Annotated in this window: 21 protein-coding genes and 1 pseudogene; 7 read left to right on the top strand and 15 right to left on the bottom strand. The window is 67.5% G+C overall.

Annotation, left to right across the window (positions count from 1 at the left end):
• The 3 genes from WS95_RS22075 to WS95_RS22065 form a co-directional block, all read right to left on the bottom strand.
• The coding region (locus tag WS95_RS22075; RefSeq protein ID WP_156444564.1) for an amidohydrolase family protein at positions 1-1,074 on the bottom strand (1,074 nt) is incomplete at its 3' end.
• Positions 1,075-1,093: 19 nt separating this feature from the next.
• Positions 1,094-1,261 (bottom strand): DUF1427 family protein, encoded by a 168-nt coding sequence (locus WS95_RS22070; RefSeq protein ID WP_014725963.1) that lies wholly within the window; start codon positions 1,259-1,261, stop codon positions 1,094-1,096.
• A gap of 168 nt (positions 1,262-1,429) precedes the next feature.
• The gene (locus WS95_RS22065; RefSeq protein ID WP_044847130.1) at positions 1,430-2,116 is read right to left on the bottom strand and encodes a hydrolase; all 687 of its coding nucleotides are present in this window, start codon (positions 2,114-2,116) and stop codon (positions 1,430-1,432) included.
• Positions 2,117-2,422: 306 nt separating this feature from the next.
• On the opposite strand from WS95_RS22065, the gene WS95_RS22060 reads away from it, so the two are divergent.
• Positions 2,423-2,701: a XapX domain-containing protein gene (locus WS95_RS22060; protein WP_059825957.1), complete on the top strand. Its 279-nt coding sequence runs from the start codon at positions 2,423-2,425 to the stop codon at positions 2,699-2,701.
• 159 nt (positions 2,702-2,860) lie between these two features.
• A complete protein-coding gene (locus tag WS95_RS22055) occupies positions 2,861-3,769 on the top strand; it encodes a LysR family transcriptional regulator (RefSeq protein ID WP_059825971.1) in 909 nt (302 codons plus the stop codon).
• A gap of 148 nt (positions 3,770-3,917) precedes the next feature.
• Here WS95_RS22055 and WS95_RS22050 read toward each other — a convergent pair whose 3' ends face one another.
• The 3 genes from WS95_RS22050 to WS95_RS22040 all read right to left on the bottom strand — a co-directional run bounded on the left by WS95_RS22050 (position 3,918) and on the right by WS95_RS22040 (position 5,108).
• On the bottom strand, positions 3,918-4,655 hold the full coding sequence (locus tag WS95_RS22050) for a YoaK family protein (protein WP_059825949.1): 738 nt from the start codon (positions 4,653-4,655) through the stop codon (positions 3,918-3,920).
• On the bottom strand, positions 4,637-4,849 hold the full coding sequence (locus WS95_RS22045) for a DUF1427 family protein (protein ID WP_059825947.1): 213 nt from the start codon (positions 4,847-4,849) through the stop codon (positions 4,637-4,639). Before WS95_RS22045 ends, WS95_RS22050 begins: the two co-directional genes overlap by 19 nt.
• 73 nt (positions 4,850-4,922) lie before the next feature.
• Positions 4,923-5,108, bottom strand: a complete 186-nt coding sequence (locus WS95_RS22040; RefSeq protein WP_156444563.1) for a hypothetical protein — start codon at positions 5,106-5,108, stop codon at positions 4,923-4,925.
• Between the two features lie 195 nt (positions 5,109-5,303).
• On the opposite strand from WS95_RS22040, the gene WS95_RS22035 reads away from it, so the two are divergent.
• Both WS95_RS22035 and WS95_RS22030 read left to right on the top strand, forming a co-directional pair.
• Positions 5,304-6,179: an alpha/beta fold hydrolase gene (locus WS95_RS22035; protein WP_034209363.1), complete on the top strand. Its 876-nt coding sequence runs from the start codon at positions 5,304-5,306 to the stop codon at positions 6,177-6,179.
• A gap of 41 nt (positions 6,180-6,220) precedes the next feature.
• Complete coding sequence (locus tag WS95_RS22030; RefSeq protein ID WP_059825944.1) at positions 6,221-7,363, top strand: FAD binding domain-containing protein; 1,143 nt, start codon at positions 6,221-6,223, stop codon at positions 7,361-7,363.
• Here the strand turns inward: WS95_RS22030 and WS95_RS22025 are convergent.
• From WS95_RS22025 to WS95_RS22000, 6 genes are all read right to left on the bottom strand, one after another.
• Positions 7,291-7,545, bottom strand: a complete 255-nt coding sequence (locus WS95_RS22025) for a hypothetical protein (RefSeq protein WP_034209365.1) — start codon at positions 7,543-7,545, stop codon at positions 7,291-7,293. The genes WS95_RS22030 and WS95_RS22025 overlap by 73 nt on opposite strands.
• Positions 7,542-7,820 carry a DUF4148 domain-containing protein gene (locus WS95_RS22020; RefSeq protein ID WP_034209366.1) on the bottom strand — a complete coding sequence of 93 codons (279 nt, stop codon included), beginning with the start codon at positions 7,818-7,820 and terminating at the stop codon, positions 7,542-7,544. Before WS95_RS22020 ends, WS95_RS22025 begins: the two co-directional genes overlap by 4 nt.
• A gap of 169 nt (positions 7,821-7,989) precedes the next feature.
• On the bottom strand, positions 7,990-8,742 hold the full coding sequence (locus WS95_RS22015; RefSeq protein ID WP_059825941.1) for an amino acid ABC transporter ATP-binding protein: 753 nt from the start codon (positions 8,740-8,742) through the stop codon (positions 7,990-7,992).
• Positions 8,729-9,379 carry an amino acid ABC transporter permease gene (locus WS95_RS22010; protein ID WP_059825939.1) on the bottom strand — a complete coding sequence of 217 codons (651 nt, stop codon included), beginning with the start codon at positions 9,377-9,379 and terminating at the stop codon, positions 8,729-8,731. Before WS95_RS22010 ends, WS95_RS22015 begins: the two co-directional genes overlap by 14 nt.
• A complete protein-coding gene (locus WS95_RS22005) occupies positions 9,376-10,062 on the bottom strand; it encodes an amino acid ABC transporter permease (RefSeq protein ID WP_034209369.1) in 687 nt (228 codons plus the stop codon). The genes WS95_RS22010 and WS95_RS22005 overlap by 4 nt, the downstream gene beginning before the upstream one ends.
• Before the next feature lie 89 nt (positions 10,063-10,151).
• On the bottom strand, positions 10,152-10,958 hold the full coding sequence (locus WS95_RS22000; protein WP_059825937.1) for a transporter substrate-binding domain-containing protein: 807 nt from the start codon (positions 10,956-10,958) through the stop codon (positions 10,152-10,154).
• A 460-nt stretch (positions 10,959-11,418) separates the two neighbouring features.
• Between WS95_RS22000 and ansP the strand changes: the two genes are divergently transcribed.
• Entirely contained in the window at positions 11,419-12,909 is a 1,491-nt protein-coding gene (gene ansP, locus WS95_RS21995) for an L-asparagine permease (RefSeq protein ID WP_059825925.1), read from the top strand.
• A 68-nt stretch (positions 12,910-12,977) separates the two neighbouring features.
• Here ansP and WS95_RS21990 read toward each other — a convergent pair whose 3' ends face one another.
• The 3 genes and pseudogenes from WS95_RS21990 to WS95_RS21980 form a co-directional block, all read right to left on the bottom strand.
• The gene (locus WS95_RS21990) at positions 12,978-13,283 is read right to left on the bottom strand and encodes a DUF4148 domain-containing protein (RefSeq protein ID WP_059825968.1); all 306 of its coding nucleotides are present in this window, start codon (positions 13,281-13,283) and stop codon (positions 12,978-12,980) included.
• Positions 13,284-13,462: 179 nt separating this feature from the next.
• Positions 13,463-13,895, bottom strand: a pseudogene (locus tag WS95_RS21985) (PIN domain-containing protein).
• Positions 13,858-14,103, bottom strand: a complete 246-nt coding sequence (locus WS95_RS21980) for an AbrB/MazE/SpoVT family DNA-binding domain-containing protein (protein WP_059825921.1) — start codon at positions 14,101-14,103, stop codon at positions 13,858-13,860. Before WS95_RS21980 ends, WS95_RS21985 begins: the two are co-directional and overlap by 38 nt.
• Before the next feature lie 205 nt (positions 14,104-14,308).
• On the opposite strand from WS95_RS21980, the gene WS95_RS21975 reads away from it, so the two are divergent.
• Positions 14,309-17,548: an efflux RND transporter permease subunit gene (locus tag WS95_RS21975; protein ID WP_059825917.1), complete on the top strand. Its 3,240-nt coding sequence runs from the start codon at positions 14,309-14,311 to the stop codon at positions 17,546-17,548.
• Between the two features lie 53 nt (positions 17,549-17,601).
• Complete coding sequence (locus WS95_RS21970) at positions 17,602-19,128, top strand: efflux RND transporter periplasmic adaptor subunit (protein WP_059825911.1); 1,527 nt, start codon at positions 17,602-17,604, stop codon at positions 19,126-19,128.
• Positions 19,129-19,133: the final 5 nt, after the last annotated feature.

Genomic DNA, 19,133 nt, shown 5'->3' with positions numbered 1-19,133 from the left:
TGCGAGCGCGCGGCTGATGGTTTCGTCGTAGGTCGCGTGCATGCGCCACGGCCAGCGGTTTTCCGCGAGCACGCGCACGACGCCTTCGAGATCGTCCTCCATCTGCTCGGGCAGGTCCGGACGCGCGACGCGGAAGTCTTCGAAGTCGGCCGCGGAAAACGCCAGCATCTCGCCCGCGCCGTTATTGCGGAAGTAGTCAGTGCCGTCGTGGTACTTGACGCTCTTCGTCCAGTTCACGAAGTCTTCCTTCTCCGCGTTCGGCTTCTGCGTGAACAGGTTGTACGCGATCCGGATCGTCATCTCGCCCGCGTCGTGCAGCTTGCGGATCACTTCGTAATCTTCCGGATAATTCTGCGACCCGCCGCCCGCGTCGATCACGCCCGTCACGCCCAGCCGGTTCAGCTCTCGCATGAAATGGCGCGTCGAGTTGTACTGATACTCGAACGGCAGCTTCGGCCCCTTCGCGAGCGTCGCGTAGAGGATCGTCGCGTTCGGGTTCGCGAGCAGCAGCCCGGTCGGGTTGCCGGCGGCATCGCGCAGGATGGTGCCGCCCGGCGGCTCCGGCGTGTCCTTCGTATAGCCGACCACCCGCAGCGCCGCCGCGTTCAGCAGCGCGCGGTCGTACAGGTGCAGGATGAATACGGGTGTGTCCGGCGCGACTGCATTGAGTTCGTCGATCGTCGGCAGCCGCTTCTCCACGAACTGATGTTCGGTGAAGCCGCCGACCACGCGCACCCACTGCGGCGCGGGCGTCACGGCGACCTGACGCTGGAGCATCTCCATCGCGACCGCGAGCGACGGCACGCCGTCCCAGCGCAGTTCCATGTTGTAGTTCAGGCCGCCGCGAATCACGTGGCAGTGGTTGTCGATCAGGCCCGGCAGCACGCCGCGGCCGCCGAGATCGATCGTCTTCGTCGCGCGGCCCGCGAGCGGCATGACGTCCGCGTCGCTGCCGACCGCGACGAAGCGGCCGGCGGCAATCGCGACGGCCGTGGCGACGGGGTTCGCGCGGTCGAGCGTCGTGAATCGTCCGTTATGCAGGATCAGATCCGGCTGAGTCACGGTTGCGGTCATGTGCATCACCTCTTGTTGATCAGAAGCCAAACAGCTGTTTCACGGTGGGTAAGGCTTGCACGCCGATCAGCATGCCGAGCAACCCGACCAGCGCAATCAGCGGCGGTGCGGGAGAGCGAACCTTGATGGCGCTGTAAATCACACCGATCAGCAGGCCCGCACCAAGGGAAACCAGATAAGGTTCCATGCGATAAATCTCCCGGACAAATTCAAATGCAGGCGTAGTGTTCCGAACGGCATGCCGCGGGCGGCATTCGCGTCTCTTTCACGTCCGCCGCCCGCGGCCATGGCGCCCATGCGGCGCGTTCGCATCGAACCCCCCCCCCCGGCACCCGCCGTTGCAGGCCGTCCGCGCTTACTTCGCCGGAACGGCCGGAATCGACTCGTGCGGCGTCGCGGTGCGCTGCGGCGCCTTGTGGACCATCGTGTACGCGTAGTCCACGCCCATCCCGTATGCGCCCGAATGCTCCTTCGCGATCGCCATCACCGCGTCGTACGTCTCGCGGTGCGCCCAGTCGCGCTGCCATTCGAGCAGCACCTGCTGCCACGTGACCGGCACCACGCCGGCCTGCACCATGCGCTGCATCGCGAAGTCGTGCGCAGCCTGCGTCGTGCCGCCCGATGCATCGGCGACCATGTAGATCTCGTAGTCGCCTTCCAGCATCGCGCACAGCGCGAACGTCGTATTGCAGACTTCGGTCCACAGGCCCGACACGACCACCTTCTTGCGGCCGTTCGCGGCGAGCGCGTCGCGCACCTTCTGGTCGTCCCACGAGTTCATCGACGTGCGTTCGAGCGTCTTCTGGTTCGGGAACACGTCGAGCAGCTCGGGATAGGTGTGGCCCGAGAAGCTGTCGCTTTCGACCGTCGTGATCGTGGTCGGAATGTTGAAGACCTTCGCGGCCTTCGCGAGCCCGACGACGTTGTTCTTCAGCGTCTGGCGATCGATCGACTGCACGCCGAACGCCATCTGCGGCTGCTGGTCGATGAAGATCAGCTGGCTGTTGTGCGGAGTAAGTACTTCAAGCTTGGGATTGCTCATGATGGTGATGTCCTTTGACGCGAAGAAGGATGAGGCTTGCCTGGCCGACGAATCCGCGAAGCGTCCAATGCGCCGAGTCGCAAGCGTCGGCAGCCGGCCTGCGCCATTCAATACGTGAACTTGCGGCCGCACCAGTTAATTGTTCTGATTTTCGCCACGCGTCGAATTCAGACTGAAAAGATCTGAATTTCATTGAATGCGCTGACGACGAACGCGCGGACCTGATAGGCTGGCCCAAGACTTTCGGATCGACGCCAGCCCGGTAGTTATCCGTATCTTCAACGGCCGTCATTCCCTTCCAGACCCATGAAACCGTACATTGCTTCACTTCTCGCCGGCATCCTCGCCGGCGTCGTTTATGCGCTGATCGGCGTGCAATCGCCGGCGCCGCCCGCCGTCGCCCTGGCCGGCCTGCTCGGCATTCTGGCCGGCGAGCAGATTCTTCCCGTGGTGCGTCGGATGTTCGACGGCATCCGACTGCGAACCGCGTGGCGCGACGCCAAGTGCAGCCAGCACATGTTCGGCGCGCTGCCCGGCGCACACGCCGACGCTGCCGTAAAGCGCCGCGAATCGACGCCGACGTGACGTGTAGATGTCGAGCGAACGCGGCGTCGCCCCTGACCGTTGGCGCGCATGCGTGCGTGTCCCGGCACGTCGGGTGACGACCCGTTTTGAACCGTATTGGATTCAGCGTCGCTCGACGGCGCGACATCGCCCGATGCCCTTGCCGTCGCGAAATTCGCCATGAAGCTGTCTTTCGAAGCACTCGAGGCACTGGACGCGATCGACCGCACCGGTACGTTCGCCGACGCCGCGGAGTTGGTGCACCGCGTGCCGTCCGCACTGACATACGTCGTACGGAAGCTCGAGAGCGATCTCGGCGTCGCGTTGTTCGATCGCAGCGGGCGTCGTGCGAAGCTCACGCACGCGGGCCGCATCGTCGTCGAGGAAGGCCGTCGTCTGCTTCACGCTGCCGAACAGCTTGAACGGAAGGCGCAGCGCGCGCAGCAAGGTTGGGAAACCGAGATCCGCGTCTGCATCGCCGAGATACTGCCCTTCGACATGCTGTGGCCATATGTCCACGCGTTCTACGATCTCGAAATGGATACGCGGCTGCGACTCTCCACCGAAGTGCTCGGCGGCACCTGGGACGCGCTGATTTCGCGGCGGGCCGATCTGATCGTCGGCGCGGCCGGCGAGCCGCCGGAATTGCCGGACATCGTCGCGCAGCCCATCGGTACGCTGCGGCACGTGTTCGCGGTCGCCCCGACCCATCCGCTCGCCGCGCTGCCCGAACCGCTGTCGATGGCGTCGATCGTCGCGTATCGCGGCGCGGTGATCTCCGACACGTCCCGCGAACTTCAGCCGCAGTCGGCCGCGGTTGACCCTGGCCAACCGTATCTCGCGGTGCCGACGCTCGCTGCGAAACTGGCCGCGCAATGCGAGGGGCTCGCGGTGGGTACGCTCCCGGACTGCATCGCGGCGCCCGCGATCGCGCAAGGCAGGCTCGTCGCGCGGGAAGTCACCGGCATGCGCGACACGACCCGTTGCTATATCGCGTGGCGCGCCAACGAAGCCGGGCGCGCGCTACGCTGGTGGGTCGAACAGCTCGGTCACCACGACCTCGTCGACCGGTTCACCGCGCGCGTGTGACGCTGCGCTTTCTGCGAACGGTCGAGCGGTCGCGCACTTGCCCACCTGCATCAAGCCGTTCCCGAAATCGGCGTCGAAAGAATGAAGAACGGAGCGGCTTCGCCGCCCCCATTCCGCACGCAGCCGACGTCGCGTGCGGAATCGGCGTTCAGCGCGACACGGACGGCTCGTCGGTCCGACCGGATCGCCAGGTGAGGAAGCCGAGCGCCGCGAGCGGCAGCGCCAGTGCCCAGAACCCCGCGTACAGGTAGGCGCTCGCCCCGGCGCCCGCGCCGAGCGCGAATCCGGTCACCGGCGGCAGCGTGCGCCGCAGCCGCGCGCGTGCGGCTTCCCGTTCGGCCGGCGCGGCGATCGGCACGAGCCAGTCGAACGCGTCGATGACCGCCTGCGTGACGTTGCCGGTCATCACGGTGTTCGCGACGACGGTGCGCGCGGTCAGCCGGCCGTGCGCGTTCTGCACGCCCATCGCCGCCGCACCGAGCAGCCCGCAGACGATCGTCGCGGGCGCGTCGGCGCTGCCGATCGGCGACGCCGCGACGCCGGCGAGCATGAATCCGGCCAGCAGGATCGTCTGCAGCGCGTACAGCGCGCGCGCCCGCGGGCCATGTCCGCGCACGCGCATCCGGTGATCGAGCAGGCGGGCGGCCACGATCCCCGCGATGAATGCCGGAAACGCGAGCCACTTGATCATGAGGCCCTGACCGACACCGGCGAGGCCCGAGCCGATCAGGATGAAGTTGCCGGTGACGTGCGCGGTAAAGAGCCCGAACAGCGCGACGAAGCCGAGCGTGTCGACATAGCCGGCGATCGATGCGAGGAACACATCCTCGCCGCGCAGGCGATCGGGGGCCGCCGCGCCCGCTGTCGTTACTTGCAGGGGCTGCATGTCGTAGCTTCCGCGGTTGTGTCGGCGGTGTCCGCATCGCGGACCGGTGCGGCAGGCGGGATCGCCCGCTCGTCGAAGACGATGCCGAGCCGGCACGCGAGCGCGATCAGCGGGGCCGCGGGCGATTGCATGCGCACGCGGTGGTACGGGAAGCCGACTGCGATGGCGGCTCCCGGCGAGATCAGATAAGGCATGGTCCGTTCCGGTTGCGCCGCCGGCCGGGCCGACAGGATGGCGCCCGACCCGTGCGGCGGTTCTGAAGCAAGACTAGGGAACGCCCGCCTGAAAGTCATGGCGGCGAACTGAATTTTCCTGAAAGCGCCGCACGACGCGCGGCTCGGCACGGCGCCCGCCCGCGTGGCCGGCCGCGGCGGGGCGCGCGTACGACATCGCGACGCCGACCTCCGAAGCACAGCGCAACGCGGAAATCGAACGGCAGATCGACGCGTTCATCAACGGCACGCCGGCCGCGCTGAAGCGTGTCGCGTCCGACGCATCCGCGACGCGCACGCGCCGCAAGCGACGCAGCGGCGCCACGCTCGAGCCGATTCAGAACGATTCAGCCGCGACGCGCGTCGCCTGCCCTATGCTCGGACAGCACCGGACACGTGCCGTATCGCGCACCGCCCGCAGAACCGGGATTCCCCCATGACGACCGACACGCTTGCGCTCACCCATCACACCGTTACGGCGAACGGCATCCGTCAGCACGTCATCGACGCCGGCGCCGGGCCCGTCGTCGTGCTGCTGCACGGCTTCCCCGAAACCAGCTTCGCGTGGCGCTTCCAGATTCCGGCGCTCGCGCGGCACTATCGCGTGATCGCGCCCGACCTGCGCGGCTACGGCGAAACCGACAAGCCCGCGGCCGGCTACGACAAGCGCAACATGGCGCGCGATCTCGCCGCGCTGCTCGATGCGCTCGGCATCGAGCGCATCGCGCTCGTCGGGCACGATCGCGGCGCACGTGTCGCGACGCGTTTCGCGAAGGACTTCCCCGAACGCGTCGACCGGCTCGTCGTGATGGACAACGTGCCGACGCGCATCGTCGCGCAGAACATGACCGCGCAAACGGCGCGCGCATACTGGTTTTTCCTGTTCCATCAGGTGCCCGACCTGCCGGAGGCGCTGATCGCCGGCAAGGAAGCCGAATGGCTCGGCTATTTTTTCGCGGACTGGTGCTACAACCCGCACGCCATCGCGGGCGACGCGTTCGACACCTACGTGCGCGCGTACCGGCGCCCGGGGGCCGTGCGCGGCGCACTGGCCGACTATCGCGCGAACGCGGAAGACGTGCAGCAGGACCTCGTCGATGCCGACGTCAGGATCGCGTGCCCGACCATGGCGATCTGGGGCGAGGATTTCTACGCGGTCGGCAAGATGTTCGACATGCAGGCCGTATGGGAAAGCATGGCGACGAACCTGCGCGCCGAGCCGATCGCGCAGTGCGGACATCTGCCGCACGAGGAACAGCCCGAGCGCGTGAACGCGCTGCTGCTCGACTTCCTGCGCGGCTGGGCCGGTTGACGCAACGCGCGCCGCACGCGGCGTCATCGGAGGAACACCGGATGGAACACGGATCGGGCCGCAAGGCCGTCATCGCCGGCGGATCGGTCGGCGGGCTGTTCGCGGCGACCGCGCTGCGCGCGGCCGGCTGGGACGTCCGCGTATTCGAGCAGTCGCCGTACGCGCTCGACAGCCGCGGCGGCGGCATCGTGCTGCAGCCGCCGATCGAGCGCGCGTTCGCGTTCGGCGGCGTAGCGCTGCCGCGCGACGCCGGCGTCGATTCGGTCGACCGGATCTACGTCGACACGCAGGACCGGATCGTGCAGCGCGTCGCGATGCCGCAGACGCAGACCGCGTGGAACGTGATCTACACGGCGCTCAAGCGCGCGCTGCCGGCCGGGGTCATCCAGGCCGGCGACGCGTTCGCGCGGTTCGAGCAGGACGGCGAGCGGATCGTCGCGCATTTCGCGAGCGGCCGCGCCGAGACGGCCGACCTGCTGATCGGCGCGGACGGCGGCCGCTCGACCGTGCGCGCGCAGTTGCTGCCGGACCTGCGCCCGACGTATGCGGGCTATGTCGCGTGGCGCGGGCTCGTCGACGAACGCACGCTGCCCGAGCAGGTGCTGTATCTGCTGCGCGAACGCTTCACGTTCCAGCAAGGCGACCGGCACCTGTTCCTCACCTATCTGGTGCCCGGCGCCGACGGTGCGACCGAACCGGGCAAACGGCGCGTGAACTGGGTGTGGTACCGGCGTCTGGCGTCCGACCGGCTGCCGTCGCTGTTCCTTGCGCGCGATGGCACGCAGCGCGACGGGTCGCTGCCGCCCGGCGCGATGCGCGACGACAACCGCGCGGCACTCGTCGACGCCGCCGACCGGATGCTCGCGCCGACGCTCGCCGCGCTCGTCGATGCAACACCCGCGCCGTTCGCGCAGGCGATTCTCGATCTCGCGGTCGAGCGGATGGCTTTCGGGCGCGCGGTGCTGCTCGGCGACGCCGCTCGCATCGTGCGCCCGCACACGGCGGCGGGCGTCGCGAAAGCGGCGGACGACGCGGTCGGTCTCGCCGAAGCATTGCGCGACGTCGCACGCGGCGCCGCGTTCGATGCCGCGCTGGCAGGCTGGGACACCCGTCAGCGTGCGGCCGGTGCGCTGCTGTCCGCGCGCGGGATCGCGCTCGGCGCGCGGCTGATGGGCACCGCGTGAAGGTGCGCCGGCCGTCTGTCGGCCGCCGCGCGGTACGGATCGCCCTCGGGATTCAGCGCACGCAACACGCTCGCGCGCCCGCCGTCGTCCGCGGGCAGTTGCGGCTGCCCGCGCGCGAAAGCCGGGGTCGCGGCTGCCGCCAGCCACGCGGCGATCGCCAGCCCCTTCGCTCGGCGCTTCATTGCGCGCTCGCGGTTGGGACGGACGCCGACGTCGCGGCCGTTGCCATGTGCCGGTCGCCATGTGCGATCGCATACAGTTCGCGATTGCGCGCAATCGTCTCCGTGCTCGGCGGATAGTCCGATTTCGGCGTCGGCAGCGTACCGTCGCGCTCCGCACGAATCAGGTCGGCGCGCACGTCGGCGCGCGTGAGCGCATGGTCGGCGGTTTGCGCGAATGCGACGATCGGTGCGCTCAGCGCACAGGACAGCAGGACTGCACGAATCAGCTTGCTCATGACGTTCACCTCCGAAAATGGCGTGTTCGCGTCCGCAGATCAGGCCGGACATCCGCTCCGCATCGATGCGACGAGGAGTGATATCCATTCTGCGATTCGCGCGCTTTCCGGAAGGTGAGGCTTCGATTACGGTCTTGTCATCCGATCGCGGCCCGGCCGCACGGCAGCGTCAGTCGACGCGTAACGGCGCCGTGTGCCGGACGGTACCCAGAAACCTCGTCAACTCCACGGTCTGCGGCCGCTCGAAGATCTCGTCGGGCGTCCCGCTCTCCCACACGCGCCCCTGGTGCATGAACACGATCCTGTCGCTCACCGCACGCGCGAAGTTCATCTCGTGGGTGACCATGATCAGCGTCATGTCCTCGCGCGCGAGCTGCTCGATGACCCCCAGCACCTCGCCGACCAGCTCGGGATCGAGCGCGGACGTGATCTCGTCGCACAGCAGCACGCTCGGCTTCATCGCGAGCGCACGCGCGATCGCGACGCGTTGCTGCTGGCCGCCCGACAGGTGTTCCGGAAACGCGTCGAACTTGTCGCCGAGGCCGACGCGCTCGAGCATCAGCTCCGCGATCGCACGTGCCTGCTGACGGTGCGCCTTCTTCACCACCGACTGCGCGAGCATCACGTTCTGTCCGGCGCTCAGATGCGGAAACAGGTTGTACTGCTGGAACACCATGCCGACCTTCAACCGCAGCGCACGCAGGTCCGCGTGCCGTGCATCGACGCGTTCTCCGTCGATCGAGATCGTGCCCGCGTCGATACTCTCGAGCCCGTTGAGCGTGCGCAGCAGCGTGCTCTTGCCCGAGCCGCTGCGGCCGATGATCGATACGACCTGCCCGCGCTCGACGGACAGATCGATGCCCTTGAGCACATGATGAGTGCCGAAATGCTTCTCGACACCCCGGGTTTCAACGAGCGGCATGCCATCTCCTTTGCAACGTGCGCGCATAACGGGTCAGCGGATAGCAGAGCGCGAAATAGATCAGCGCGACGAGGCCATACACGACGAACGGCCGGAACGTCGCGTTCGAGATCGCGATGCCGACCTTCGTCAGTTCGGTGAAGCCGATGATCGACACCAGCGCGGTATCCTTCACGGCCTGCACGCCGAAGCCGACCGTCGGCGCGATCGCGATGCGCGCGGCCTGCGGCAGGATCACGTGACGCAACTGCTCGACGTAACTCATCGCCAGGCTCGCCGACGCCTCCCACTGCCCTTGCGGCACCGCCTCGACACAGCCGCGCCAGATTTCGGCCAGATACGCGCTGGTGAAGAACGTGAGCCCGGCCGTGGCCGCGACCCACGGCGAAACGTCGAGCCCGACGAGCGGCAGGCCGAAGAACACGATGAACAGTTGCATCAGCAACGGCGTGCCCTGGAACACTTCGATATAGAGCTTCGCGACGCCACGCAGCACCGTCGAGCTCGACACGCGCATCACGAGCAGCCCGAGACCGACGAGGCCGCCGGACACGAACGACACGATCGACAGCACGATCGTCCAGCGCGCGGCCAGCAGCAGGTTCGCGAGAATTTGCCCAAACGTGAAATCGATCATCGCGCACCTCGCACGCGGCGGGAGAACAGGCGGCGTCCCATCGCGCCGAGCGTGGCGCGCAGCAACAGCGCCATCGCCAGATACGCGAGCGTGATCGCGAAGTACGTCTCGAATGCGCGGAAGTTGCGCGACTGGATGTAGCCGGCCGCATAGGTCAGGTCGGCCACCGAGATCTGCGACACGACCGCCGAACCGAGCATCGTGATCACGATCTGGCTCGACAGCGCGGGAAACACCTTGGCGAGCGCTTGCGGCAGCACGACGTGGCGCAGCATCTGCGCGCGCGACATCGCCAGCGCGGACGCTGCCTCCAGATGCCCGTTCGGCACGGCGGCCACGCCCGCGCGCACGATCTCGACCGAATACGCGCCGAGATTGAGCGTCATTGCCAGGATCGCGGCCGTGTATTCGTCGATGTGCACGCCGAGCGCCGGCAAGCCGAAGAAGATGAAGAACAGCTGGACGACGAACGGCGTATTGCGAATCGCCTCGACGTACGCGCCGATCAGCGGGCGCAATCGCACGGCCGCGCGCGCGTCGGCACTGTACACGGCGGCACCGAGCACGCCGAGCGCCACGCCGAGCACGGTCGCGACCGCGGTCAGCGCGAGCGTGATCGCCGCGCCGCTCGCGAACACGCCGGCGTACTCGGCGAGCTCGCCGAATTGAAGCTGGTAGCTCATGGGAACGGGACAAGTTCGGGTTCGGACAACGACACGCGCCGCGCCGGCCATGCCGGCCGCGGCGACGTGTCAGGCGACACGGCGTTTCGTCACAGTCCGACCGGCAACGGCTGGCCGAGCCACTTCCGCGACATCTCGCCCAGCGAGCCGTCCTGCTTCGCATGCGCGATCGCGTCGTCGATCTTCGCGAGCAGGCGCGGCTCGTTCTTGTTGACGCCGACGAAGCACGGCGAATTCTTGATCACGAACTTGACCTCGGGGCGGCGCGGCGGATTCTTCGCGAGAATCGCCGCCGCGACGATGTTGCCGGCCGCGATCAGTTGGACTTGCCCCGACAGGAACGCCTGGATCGTCGCGTTGTTGTCCTCGAAGCGCTTGATCGTCGCGTTCGGCGCGAGCTGCGACAGCGCAATCTCCTCGAGCGCGCCGCGTGTGGCGCCGACCGTCTTGCCGGTGAGGTCGGCGGGCGCGCTCACCTTCACGTCGGAAGGCCCGAACACGCCCTGGAAATACGGTGCGTAAGCGCTCGAGAAATCGATGACCTTCTCGCGCTCCGGCGTCTTGCCGAGCGACGAGATCACCATGTCGACCTTGTTGGTCGTCAGGTACGGAATCCGGTTCGCGCTGTTCACGGGCACCAGCTTCAGCTTGACGCCGAGCGCCTTGGCGAGGAGTCCTGCCATGTCGATGTCGTAGCCCTGCGGCTGCATGTCCGTGCCGACCGAGCCGAACGGCGGATAGTCCTCGGGCACCGCGACGCGCAGCGTGCCGTTTTTCGCGATGGTGTCGAGCGCATCGGCATGGGCCGGCGCGGCGGCGAACAGCGCGATCACGGGCGCGGCGAGCAATGCAGCCAGCCAGGTGCGTCGGGGGAACGGTCGGGTCGTCGGGCTCACGGTGAATCTTCCTTGTCTGGTATGTCGTCGGGCAGCGCGCAACGATTGCGCGGCCGACACCACTCCAGCAAAAACCAGGCCATCGCCATGAAACGCTTGCTGCTCGGACCCGCGACGGAATTTCGGCGGAACCGCATTCCCCATTTCGGTGCGCGCGCCGCCACCCGCGGCAGCGGGTGCCCTCGCAGCGCGCGCCGGCGCACCAGATTAACTGGCTGGTTCATCCGCCGCCGCGGCCCCCATGCACGGATTCGAACAGGCTTAGTCCAAATTTGCATGCCGTTTGTGACGGGAATTACGGCTGAATACGTTCGCGGCGTACCGTGCCTTTCGCCGCGCCCGGCGAATCGCAGTCCGGATGAGTGCGCTCGATTCCGCGCCCTGCTCCTCCGGTACCGGTGGTCCCGATCGTCCCGCGATCGGGATGATTCCAATCCCATCCGTGCGCGAGGATACCGTCATGGCATCGATTCCCGAACCGTCGACAACCGGCGAAACCGACAAACGCAGCTGGCTCGAATCGCACGAAGCCGGCTATCACAAGACCCTCGGCAATCGACAGGTGCAGATGATCGCGATTGGCGGGGCCATCGGCACCGGGCTCTTTCTCGGCGCCGGCGGCCGGCTGCAGGCCGCCGGCCCGTCGCTCGCGATCGTCTATCTCGTGTGCGGCGCGTTTTCGTTCCTGATCCTGCGCGCGCTCGGCGAACTCGTGATGCATCGCCCCAGCAGCGGCAGCTTCGTGTCGTACGCGCGCGAATTCCTCGGCGAGAAGGCATCGTTCGTCGCGGGCTGGATGTATTTCCTGAACTGGGCGATGACCGGCATCGTCGACATCACCGCCGTCGCGCTCTACATGCATTACTGGGCGCCGTTCGCGGCCGTGCCGCAGTGGATCTTCGCGCTCGTCGCGCTCTGCATCGTCGCGACGATGAACCTGATCGGCGTGAAGTGGTTCGCCGAGATGGAGTTCTGGTTCGCGCTGATCAAGGTCGCCGCGATCGTGCTGTTTCTCGTGATCGGCGCGGCGATCCTCGGCACGGGCATGCCCGTGGCCGGCCATGGCACCGGCATGCATCTGATCACCGACAACGGCGGGTTCTTTCCGCACGGACTGATGCCGGCGCTGGTGCTGGTGCAAGGCGTGGTGTTCGCGTTCGCCGGCGTCGAACTGGTGGGCACGGCCGCCGGCGAATGCAAGGACGCGCGCAAGGTGCTGCCGCGCGCGATCAACAACGTGATCTGGCGCATCGCGATCTTCTACGTCGCATCGGTCGTGCTGCTGGTCTGCCTGCTGCCGTGGAGCGCGTACAAGGCGGGCCAGAGCCCGTTCGTCACGTTCTTCGGCGCGCTCGGCGTGCCGGGCATCGGCTCGGTGATGAACCTGGTGGTGCTGACGGCCGCGCTGTCGAGCCTGAACTCCGGCCTGTATTCGACGGGGCGCGTGCTGCGCGCGCTGTCGATGGGCGGCTCGGCCCCCGCGTTCCTCGCGCGGATGAGCGCACAATCCGTCCCGTACGCGGGCATTCTGGTGACGGTCTCGATCTATGTGGTCGGCGTGCTGCTCAACTATCTCGTGCCGTCGAGCGTGTTCGAGATCGTGCTGAACATCGCGTCGCTCGGCATCATCAGCACATGGGGCTTCATCGTCGTGTGTCAGATGAGGTTCCGCGCCGCGGTCCGGCGCGGCGAGGCGGACGACGTGTCGTTCAGGATGCCCGGCGCGCCCGTGACATCGTGGCTCACGCTGCTGTTCCTGCTCGGCGTGCTGGTGCTGATGGCGTTCGACTACCCGAACGGGACATGGACGATTGCATCGATCCCGCTGGTCGCGCTGCTGCTCGTGGCCGGCTGGAAGTGGCTGAGCCATCGCGCGCGCCGTGCGTTGCTCAAGCCGACGATTCCGTCGGTCACGCTCACGCAGAACGTGCTCGAGAAAGGCGAGCACTGAATCGCGGCGGCACGCGTGCCGTCGATCGGTCCGCCGCCAGCATCGCGGGCGGCGGTCGATCGCCGCGTTCAGTGATGCTCGTACAACTGCTGCGTGTCAAGCGACGCGAACGATGAGGTCGCGGGCTTTGCAGCGTCCGTCGGCCGTGCAGCGGCCGATTGCGCTTGCTGCGCGGCGACCTTCGCCTCGGCGGCCTGGATGTCTTCCGGATAGTAAGGATCGCTGCCGATAGGCCGATAACCGGCCTTTTCGACACGGACGAGATCGGCACGCACCTCGGCGCGTGTGACCGTATGGTCGGTGGTTTGCGCAAAGGCGACGATCGGTGCGCTCAGCGCACAGGAAAGCAGGACTGCACGAATCAGGTTGTTCATGATGTTCACCTCACAGGATGGCATGTTTGCGTCCGCAGATCGGGCCGGACATCCGCTCCGCATCAATGCGATGAGGAGTTGTGTCCATTCTGCGATTCGCGCGCTTTCCTGAAGGTGAGGCTTCGATTACGGTTTCGTTATCCGGCCGCCCGTTTTCCTGTTGTCGGCTTGCGCCGTGATTACTTTATCAATCGCATGCCAGCGACCTTCGACGCAGCCACGTCGAAAGTTGCGGTGTACTCGCACCCAGCGACGTGTGCCGACCGCTCGATCAGGCAGTCCGCGAAATCCGCCTTCGGTGATGCCGCGAAAACGCGAAGCGCCTTTCGCACCGTGTCAGCGCCTTCAACGGTCAGTTCCTTCGTAGCGATCATTGCTTCGAGAATGTCTTTTATCTGTTCGCGCTCCACGCCGTAGCAACGCCCCAGCACCCAGACGACCTCGACCAGCGCAACCTGCGAAACGTACCCCTGACGCTCCGTCGATAACGACTCCATTAACGCGGTCGCCTCTTTTTGATTGCACGGCATCGTCTTGTGCGAAATAGCGGACCAGCACGTTCGTATCGAGTCCCTCATCGCGCGGACGCTCCCTGCTCGGCGATGGCCCGATTCATGTCCTCGATCGACACCGGCTTCCCGGGCTTCTTCACGACGCCCTTCAGCGATGCAAGCGAGCGCGTGGCCGGATAGATCTCATACCGGCCCGTTGCCTCGTTGAAGCTGAATTCGATCCAGTCTCCGGACTTCAGGCCCAGTTGATTGCGGACGTCCACCGGGATGGTGACCTGGCCCTTTGAAGTGATGGTGGCTGCTGTCATTGCGATACCTCCAGTGTCCCTTACTTTGTTGTAAGGCATATGAAAAAGCAAGGGCGAGCCCCGGGCGGCCCAACGCGGCTGCCGCCGCCCCCACAGATAACGACTTCGTAATCCTCGGGTCAGGGTCGGGTCAACGCCGCGCCGGCAGACTGCACGCTCGTCGCATCGAATGCGCAATCCGCGCCCTGTTTCTTGGAGCACCGTCATGTGGATCGTCCGGCTGGCGTTACGCAGGCCTTACACGTTCGTCGTACTCGCGCTGCTGATCTTCATCGCGGGACCGCTCGCGCTGCTGCGCACGCCGACCGACATTTTCCCGAGCATCGACATTCCGGTCGTCAGCATCGTCTGGTCGTACAACGGCTTCTCCGCGGAGGACATGGCCAAGCGGATCACGTCGAACTACGAACGCGCGCTCACGTCCGACGTCGACGACATCGAGCACATCGAGTCGCAGTCGCTGAACGGCGTGTCGGTCGTGAAGATCTTCTTCCACCCGGGCGCCGACATCAATCGCGCGATCGCGGAAGCCGCGAGCAACGCCGCGTCGATCCTGCGCATCCTTCCGCCCGGCACGCTGCCGCCGAACATCATCACGTACAACGCATCGACGGTGCCGATCCTGCAGCTCGGGCTGTCGAGCGACACGCTCGCCGAGCAGCAGCTGTACGACCTCGGCAACAGCTTCATCCGCACCCAGCTCGCGACCGTCCAGGGCGCGGCCGTGCCCCTGCCGTTCGGCGGCAAGATCCGCCAGATCGTCGTCGACCTCGATACGCGCGCACTGCAGGCGAAAGGACTCGCGCCGATCGACGTCGTCAACGCGATCAATGCGCAGAACCTGATCCTGCCGGGCGGCACCGCGAAGATCGGCACGCACGAATACAACGTGCAGATGAACGGCAGCACGCAGACGGTCGCCGCGCTGAACGACCTGCCGGTGAAGACGATCGGCGGCAATGTCGTGTACGTGCGCGACGTCGCGCACGTTCGCGACGGCTACGCGCCGCAGACCAACATCGTGCGGGCGGACGGCAAGCGCGCGGCGCTGCTGACGGTCGAGAAAACCGGCAGCGCGTCGACGTTGACGATCATCGACCAGGTGAAGGCGATGCTGCCGAAGATCGCGGCCGGGCTGCCGAAGGCGCTGCACATTGCGCCGCTCGACGATCAGTCCGTGTTCGTGAAGGCGGCGGTCCAGGGCGTCGTGCGCGAAGCGCTGATCGCCGCGTGCCTGACCGCGCTGATGATCCTGCTGTTTCTCGGCAGCTGGCGCGCGACGCTGATCATCGCGGTCACGATCCCGCTCGCGGTGCTCACGTCGCTGCTCGCGCTGTCCGCGCTCGGCCAGACCATCAACATCATGACGCTCGGCGGGCTCGCGCTCGCGGTCGGGATCCTCGTCGACGACGCGACCGTCGCGATCGAGAACATCACGCATCATCTGGAGCGCGGTGCGCCGCTCGAGGACGCGATCCTGACCGGTGCGGGCGAGATCGCGGTGCCGACCTTCGTGTCGACGCTGTCGATCTGCATCGTGTTCGTGCCGATGTTCCTGCTGACGGGCGTCGCGCGCTATCTGTTCGTGCCGCTGGCCGAGGCCGTGATCTTCGCGATGATCGCGTCGTACTTCTTCTCGCGCACACTGGTGCCGACGCTCGCGATGGCGCTGATGCGCGCAAAAGGGAGCGGCCGGCCGCCGCGCGGCGTATTCGCACGCATCGCGCGTTTCCAGGCTGCGTTCGAGCATCGCTTCGAGGCCGTGCGGCTGCGCTATCGCGCGTTGCTGTCCGCGGCGATCGCGCGGCGGCGCCGCTTCGCGGCCGCGTTCCTGCTCGCGTGCGTCGCATCGACGGGCCTCTATGCGTTCGCCGGTCAGGACTTCTTCCCATCGGTCGACACCGGCGAGATCCGTCTGCATCTGCGCGCGCCGACCGGCACGCGAATCGAGGAAACCGCGCGGCTGACCGACGAAGTCGAAGCGAAGATCCGCGGCGTGATTCCGGCGAACCAACTCGCCGGCGTGCTCGACAACATCGGCGTGCCGGTGAGCGGGATCAACCTCACGTACGATTCGTCGGACCCGATCGGCACCGAGGACGCCGACGTGCTCGTCACGCTGAAGCCGAATCACGCGTCGACCGCCGCCTACGTCGCGACGCTGCGCAACGTGCTCGCGCAGTCGTTCCCCGGCGTGACGTTCGCGTTCCTGCCGGCCGACATCGTCAGCCAGATCCTCAATTTCGGGCTGCCCGCGCCGATCGACATCCAGATCGTCGGCAACAAGCTCGACCAGAACCGCGCGGTCGCGAATGCACTGCTCGCGAAGCTGCGCGGCGTGCGCGGGCTCGTCGACGCACGCATCCAGCAGCCCGGCGACGAACCGGCGATCGACGTGAACGTGGACCGCACGAAGGCGATCCAGGCGGGCCTGCAGCAGCGCGACGTCGCGCAGAACCTGTTGATCGCGCTGTCCGGCAGCTCGCAGACGACGCCGAACTTCTGGCTCGATCCGCGCAACGGCGTCAGCTACCCGGTGCTCGTGCAGACGCCGCAATACACGGTGAATTCGCTGCAGTCGCTCGCGAACGTACCGCTGCCCGCCGGCACCGCGAGCACGCCGCAGACGCAGGCCGGCGGACCGGCCGCGGGCGCGCCCGCACAGAACCTGCTCGGCGCGCTCGGCACGTTCTCGCGCTCGACCCAGCAGGCCGTGGTGTCGCACTACAACGTGCAGCCGGTGCTCGACATCTTCGCGGCGGTGCAGGGGCGCGATCTCGGCGGCGTCACGGCCGACGTGACGAAGCTCGTCGACGCCGCGCGCGCGCAACTGCCGCCCGGCTCGTCGATCGTGCTGCGCGGCCAGGTGCAGGCGATGCACGAGTCGTTCTCGGGCCTGCTCGGCGGCCTCGCGCTCGCGATCTCGCTGGTCTACCTGCTGATGGTCGTGAACTTCCAGTCGTGGCTCGATCCGCTCGTGATCGTCGGCGGGCTGCCGGCGTCGCTCGCCGGCATCGCGTGGATGCTGTTCGTCACGGGCACCACGCTGTCGGTGCCCGCGCTGACCGGCACGATCCTGTGCATCGGCATCGCGACCGCGAACAGCATTCTCGTCGTGAACGCGGCACGTGAGCTGCTCGCGGCCGGCGCGCCGCCGTGGCAGGCCGCGCTCGACGCAGGCTTCAGCCGCTTCCGGCCCGTCGTGATGACCGCGCTCGCGATGCTGATCGGCATGTTGCCGATGGCGCTCGGCCTCGGCGACGGCGGCGAGCAGAACGCGCCGCTCGGCCGCGCGGTGATCGGCGGGCTCGCGTTCGGCACGTGCTCGACGCTGCTGTTCGTACCGGTGCTGTTCGGCTTCGTTCACGCGTGGCTCGCGCGGCGTCGCGACGCCGCGGCCGCGCGACCCGCACAGCACGCGCCCGACACGCCAGCGCTGCGTTGAGTGCAGACGGCCGCCCCTTCTCATCCTTCGATTCGCCCGACTCCGGACCCACCATGAACGACTCGATCGAACCCGTCGCCCCGCCGCCCGCCGCCGAAGCGGTAACGTCTGCGACTCCGGCCACGCCGGCTGCTTCGGCTGCTTCGGCCACACCGGCCGCTCCGAATACCCCGACCGCCAACGCAACCGTGCCGCCCACAGCACACGACACAACCCGTGACGCGGCACGCGACGTGCCGCCAAGCCGTGGCGCCCGCAAGCTCGCCGTGCCGCTCGCCGCCGTCGCGCTCGCCGCCGCGCTGCTCGCGCTCGGCATCGTGCCGCGTATCGATGCACGCGCCGCGCAGCGTGCGCAGGTGGCCGCGCAGCAGGCGCTGCCGGTGTCGGTCGTCGTGCCCGGCGCGGCGCCGGCCGACCAGACGCTGACGCTGCCCGGCTCGGTGGCGCCCTATGCGGACGCGTCGATCTATGCGCGCACGAGCGGCTACGTCGCGCACTGGAGCGCCGATCTCGGCACGCACGTGAAGGCCGGTCAGACGCTCGCGCAAATCTCGGCGCCCGATCTCGACGCGCAATTGCGCCAGGCGCGCGCCGACGAGGCGAGCGCGCAGGCGAACTACGACTATGCGAAATCGACCGCGCAGCGCTGGCAGGACATGCTGAACACGCAATCGGTGTCGCAGCAGGACACCGACACGAAGGTCGCGGACATGAACGCGAAGCGCGCGATGCTCGCGTCCGCGCAGGCGAACGTCGCGCATCTTGCCGAACTCGTGTCGTACGAGTCCGTCACCGCGCCGTTCGACGGCGTGATCACCGCACGCAACGTCGACGTCGGCACGCTGGTCACCGCGGGCGGCACGCCGGGCAGCCCGGGCCTGTCCGGCGAACTGTTCCATCTCGAACAGACGGACACGCTGCGCGTGTTCGTCGACGTGCCGCAGGACAGCGCAGCCGGCGTATCGACCGGCACGCCGGTCTACCTGACGACGCCGCAGTATCCGGGACGGCGGCTTGCCGCGCGGGTCGCGCGCAGCGCGGGCGCGATCGATCCCGTCACGCGCACGCTGCGCGTCGAGATCGACGTCGACAACCGCGACGGCGCGCTGATGCCCGGCGCGTATGCGCAGGCGCATCTCGCCGTGCCGAGTGCGGCGCCGGCGCTCGATCTGCCGGTCAGTGCGCTGCTGTTCCGGCCGAACGGCGTGACGGTCGCCACCGTCGGCGCGAACGGCCGAACCGCGCTGAAGACCGTGCAGATCGGACGCGATTTCGGCACGCGCGTCGAGATCGTCGCGGGGCTCTCGGCAACCGATCGCGTGATCGACAACCCGGGCGATGCGATTACGGCCGGGGAGGCCGTGAAGGTCGTGAAGGTCGTGTCGACAGCGCGTGCGGCGGTGCCGGTTGTGGGTTCGTCTGCTTCGTCGGGTTCGTCCACTGCGTCCCCTTCGTCCCCGCACGCCGCGCAGCCCACGCAACCACCATACGGCGCCACTGCCCGCGACATGCCGCTGCCGCACGCGGCCGGCACCGCGTCGGCCGCATCGACGCCCGCTGCGGCATCCGCCCGCGGCTAACCCAT

The sequence above is a fragment of the Burkholderia sp. MSMB1826 genome, from assembly GCF_001526325.1.
GTDB lineage: Bacteria > Pseudomonadota > Gammaproteobacteria > Burkholderiales > Burkholderiaceae > Burkholderia.
The sequence above is the reverse complement of the archived record's forward strand: the minus strand, read 5'-3'. Positions and strand labels throughout refer to the sequence as shown.

What these genes read in the sequence shown, in the direction of transcription:
- WS95_RS22070 (WP_014725963.1), bottom strand. Translation starts at nt 1,261, where the DNA reads ATGGAACCTTATCTGGTTTCCCTTGGTGCGGGCCTGCTGATCGGTGTG.
- WS95_RS22065 (WP_044847130.1), bottom strand. Translation starts at nt 2,116, where the DNA reads ATGAGCAATCCCAAGCTTGAAGTACTTACTCCGCACAACAGCCAGCTG.
- WS95_RS22060 (WP_059825957.1), top strand. Translation starts at nt 2,423, where the DNA reads ATGAAACCGTACATTGCTTCACTTCTCGCCGGCATCCTCGCCGGCGTC.
- WS95_RS22055 (WP_059825971.1), top strand. Translation starts at nt 2,861, where the DNA reads ATGAAGCTGTCTTTCGAAGCACTCGAGGCACTGGACGCGATCGACCGC.
- WS95_RS22050 (WP_059825949.1), bottom strand. Translation starts at nt 4,655, where the DNA reads ATGCAGCCCCTGCAAGTAACGACAGCGGGCGCGGCGGCCCCCGATCGC.
- WS95_RS22045 (WP_059825947.1), bottom strand. Translation starts at nt 4,849, where the DNA reads ATGCCTTATCTGATCTCGCCGGGAGCCGCCATCGCAGTCGGCTTCCCG.
- WS95_RS22040 (WP_156444563.1), bottom strand. Translation starts at nt 5,108, where the DNA reads ATGAACGCGTCGATCTGCCGTTCGATTTCCGCGTTGCGCTGTGCTTCG.
- WS95_RS22035 (WP_034209363.1), top strand. Translation starts at nt 5,304, where the DNA reads ATGACGACCGACACGCTTGCGCTCACCCATCACACCGTTACGGCGAAC.
- WS95_RS22030 (WP_059825944.1), top strand. Translation starts at nt 6,221, where the DNA reads ATGGAACACGGATCGGGCCGCAAGGCCGTCATCGCCGGCGGATCGGTC.
- WS95_RS22025 (WP_034209365.1), bottom strand. Translation starts at nt 7,545, where the DNA reads ATGAAGCGCCGAGCGAAGGGGCTGGCGATCGCCGCGTGGCTGGCGGCA.
- WS95_RS22020 (WP_034209366.1), bottom strand. Translation starts at nt 7,820, where the DNA reads ATGAGCAAGCTGATTCGTGCAGTCCTGCTGTCCTGTGCGCTGAGCGCA.
- WS95_RS22015 (WP_059825941.1), bottom strand. Translation starts at nt 8,742, where the DNA reads ATGCCGCTCGTTGAAACCCGGGGTGTCGAGAAGCATTTCGGCACTCAT.
- WS95_RS22010 (WP_059825939.1), bottom strand. Translation starts at nt 9,379, where the DNA reads ATGATCGATTTCACGTTTGGGCAAATTCTCGCGAACCTGCTGCTGGCC.
- WS95_RS22005 (WP_034209369.1), bottom strand. Translation starts at nt 10,062, where the DNA reads ATGAGCTACCAGCTTCAATTCGGCGAGCTCGCCGAGTACGCCGGCGTG.
- ansP (WP_059825925.1), top strand. Translation starts at nt 11,419, where the DNA reads ATGGCATCGATTCCCGAACCGTCGACAACCGGCGAAACCGACAAACGC.
- WS95_RS21990 (WP_059825968.1), bottom strand. Translation starts at nt 13,283, where the DNA reads ATGAACAACCTGATTCGTGCAGTCCTGCTTTCCTGTGCGCTGAGCGCA.
- WS95_RS21980 (WP_059825921.1), bottom strand. Translation starts at nt 14,103, where the DNA reads ATGACAGCAGCCACCATCACTTCAAAGGGCCAGGTCACCATCCCGGTG.
- WS95_RS21975 (WP_059825917.1), top strand. Translation starts at nt 14,309, where the DNA reads ATGTGGATCGTCCGGCTGGCGTTACGCAGGCCTTACACGTTCGTCGTA.
- WS95_RS21970 (WP_059825911.1), top strand. Translation starts at nt 17,602, where the DNA reads ATGAACGACTCGATCGAACCCGTCGCCCCGCCGCCCGCCGCCGAAGCG.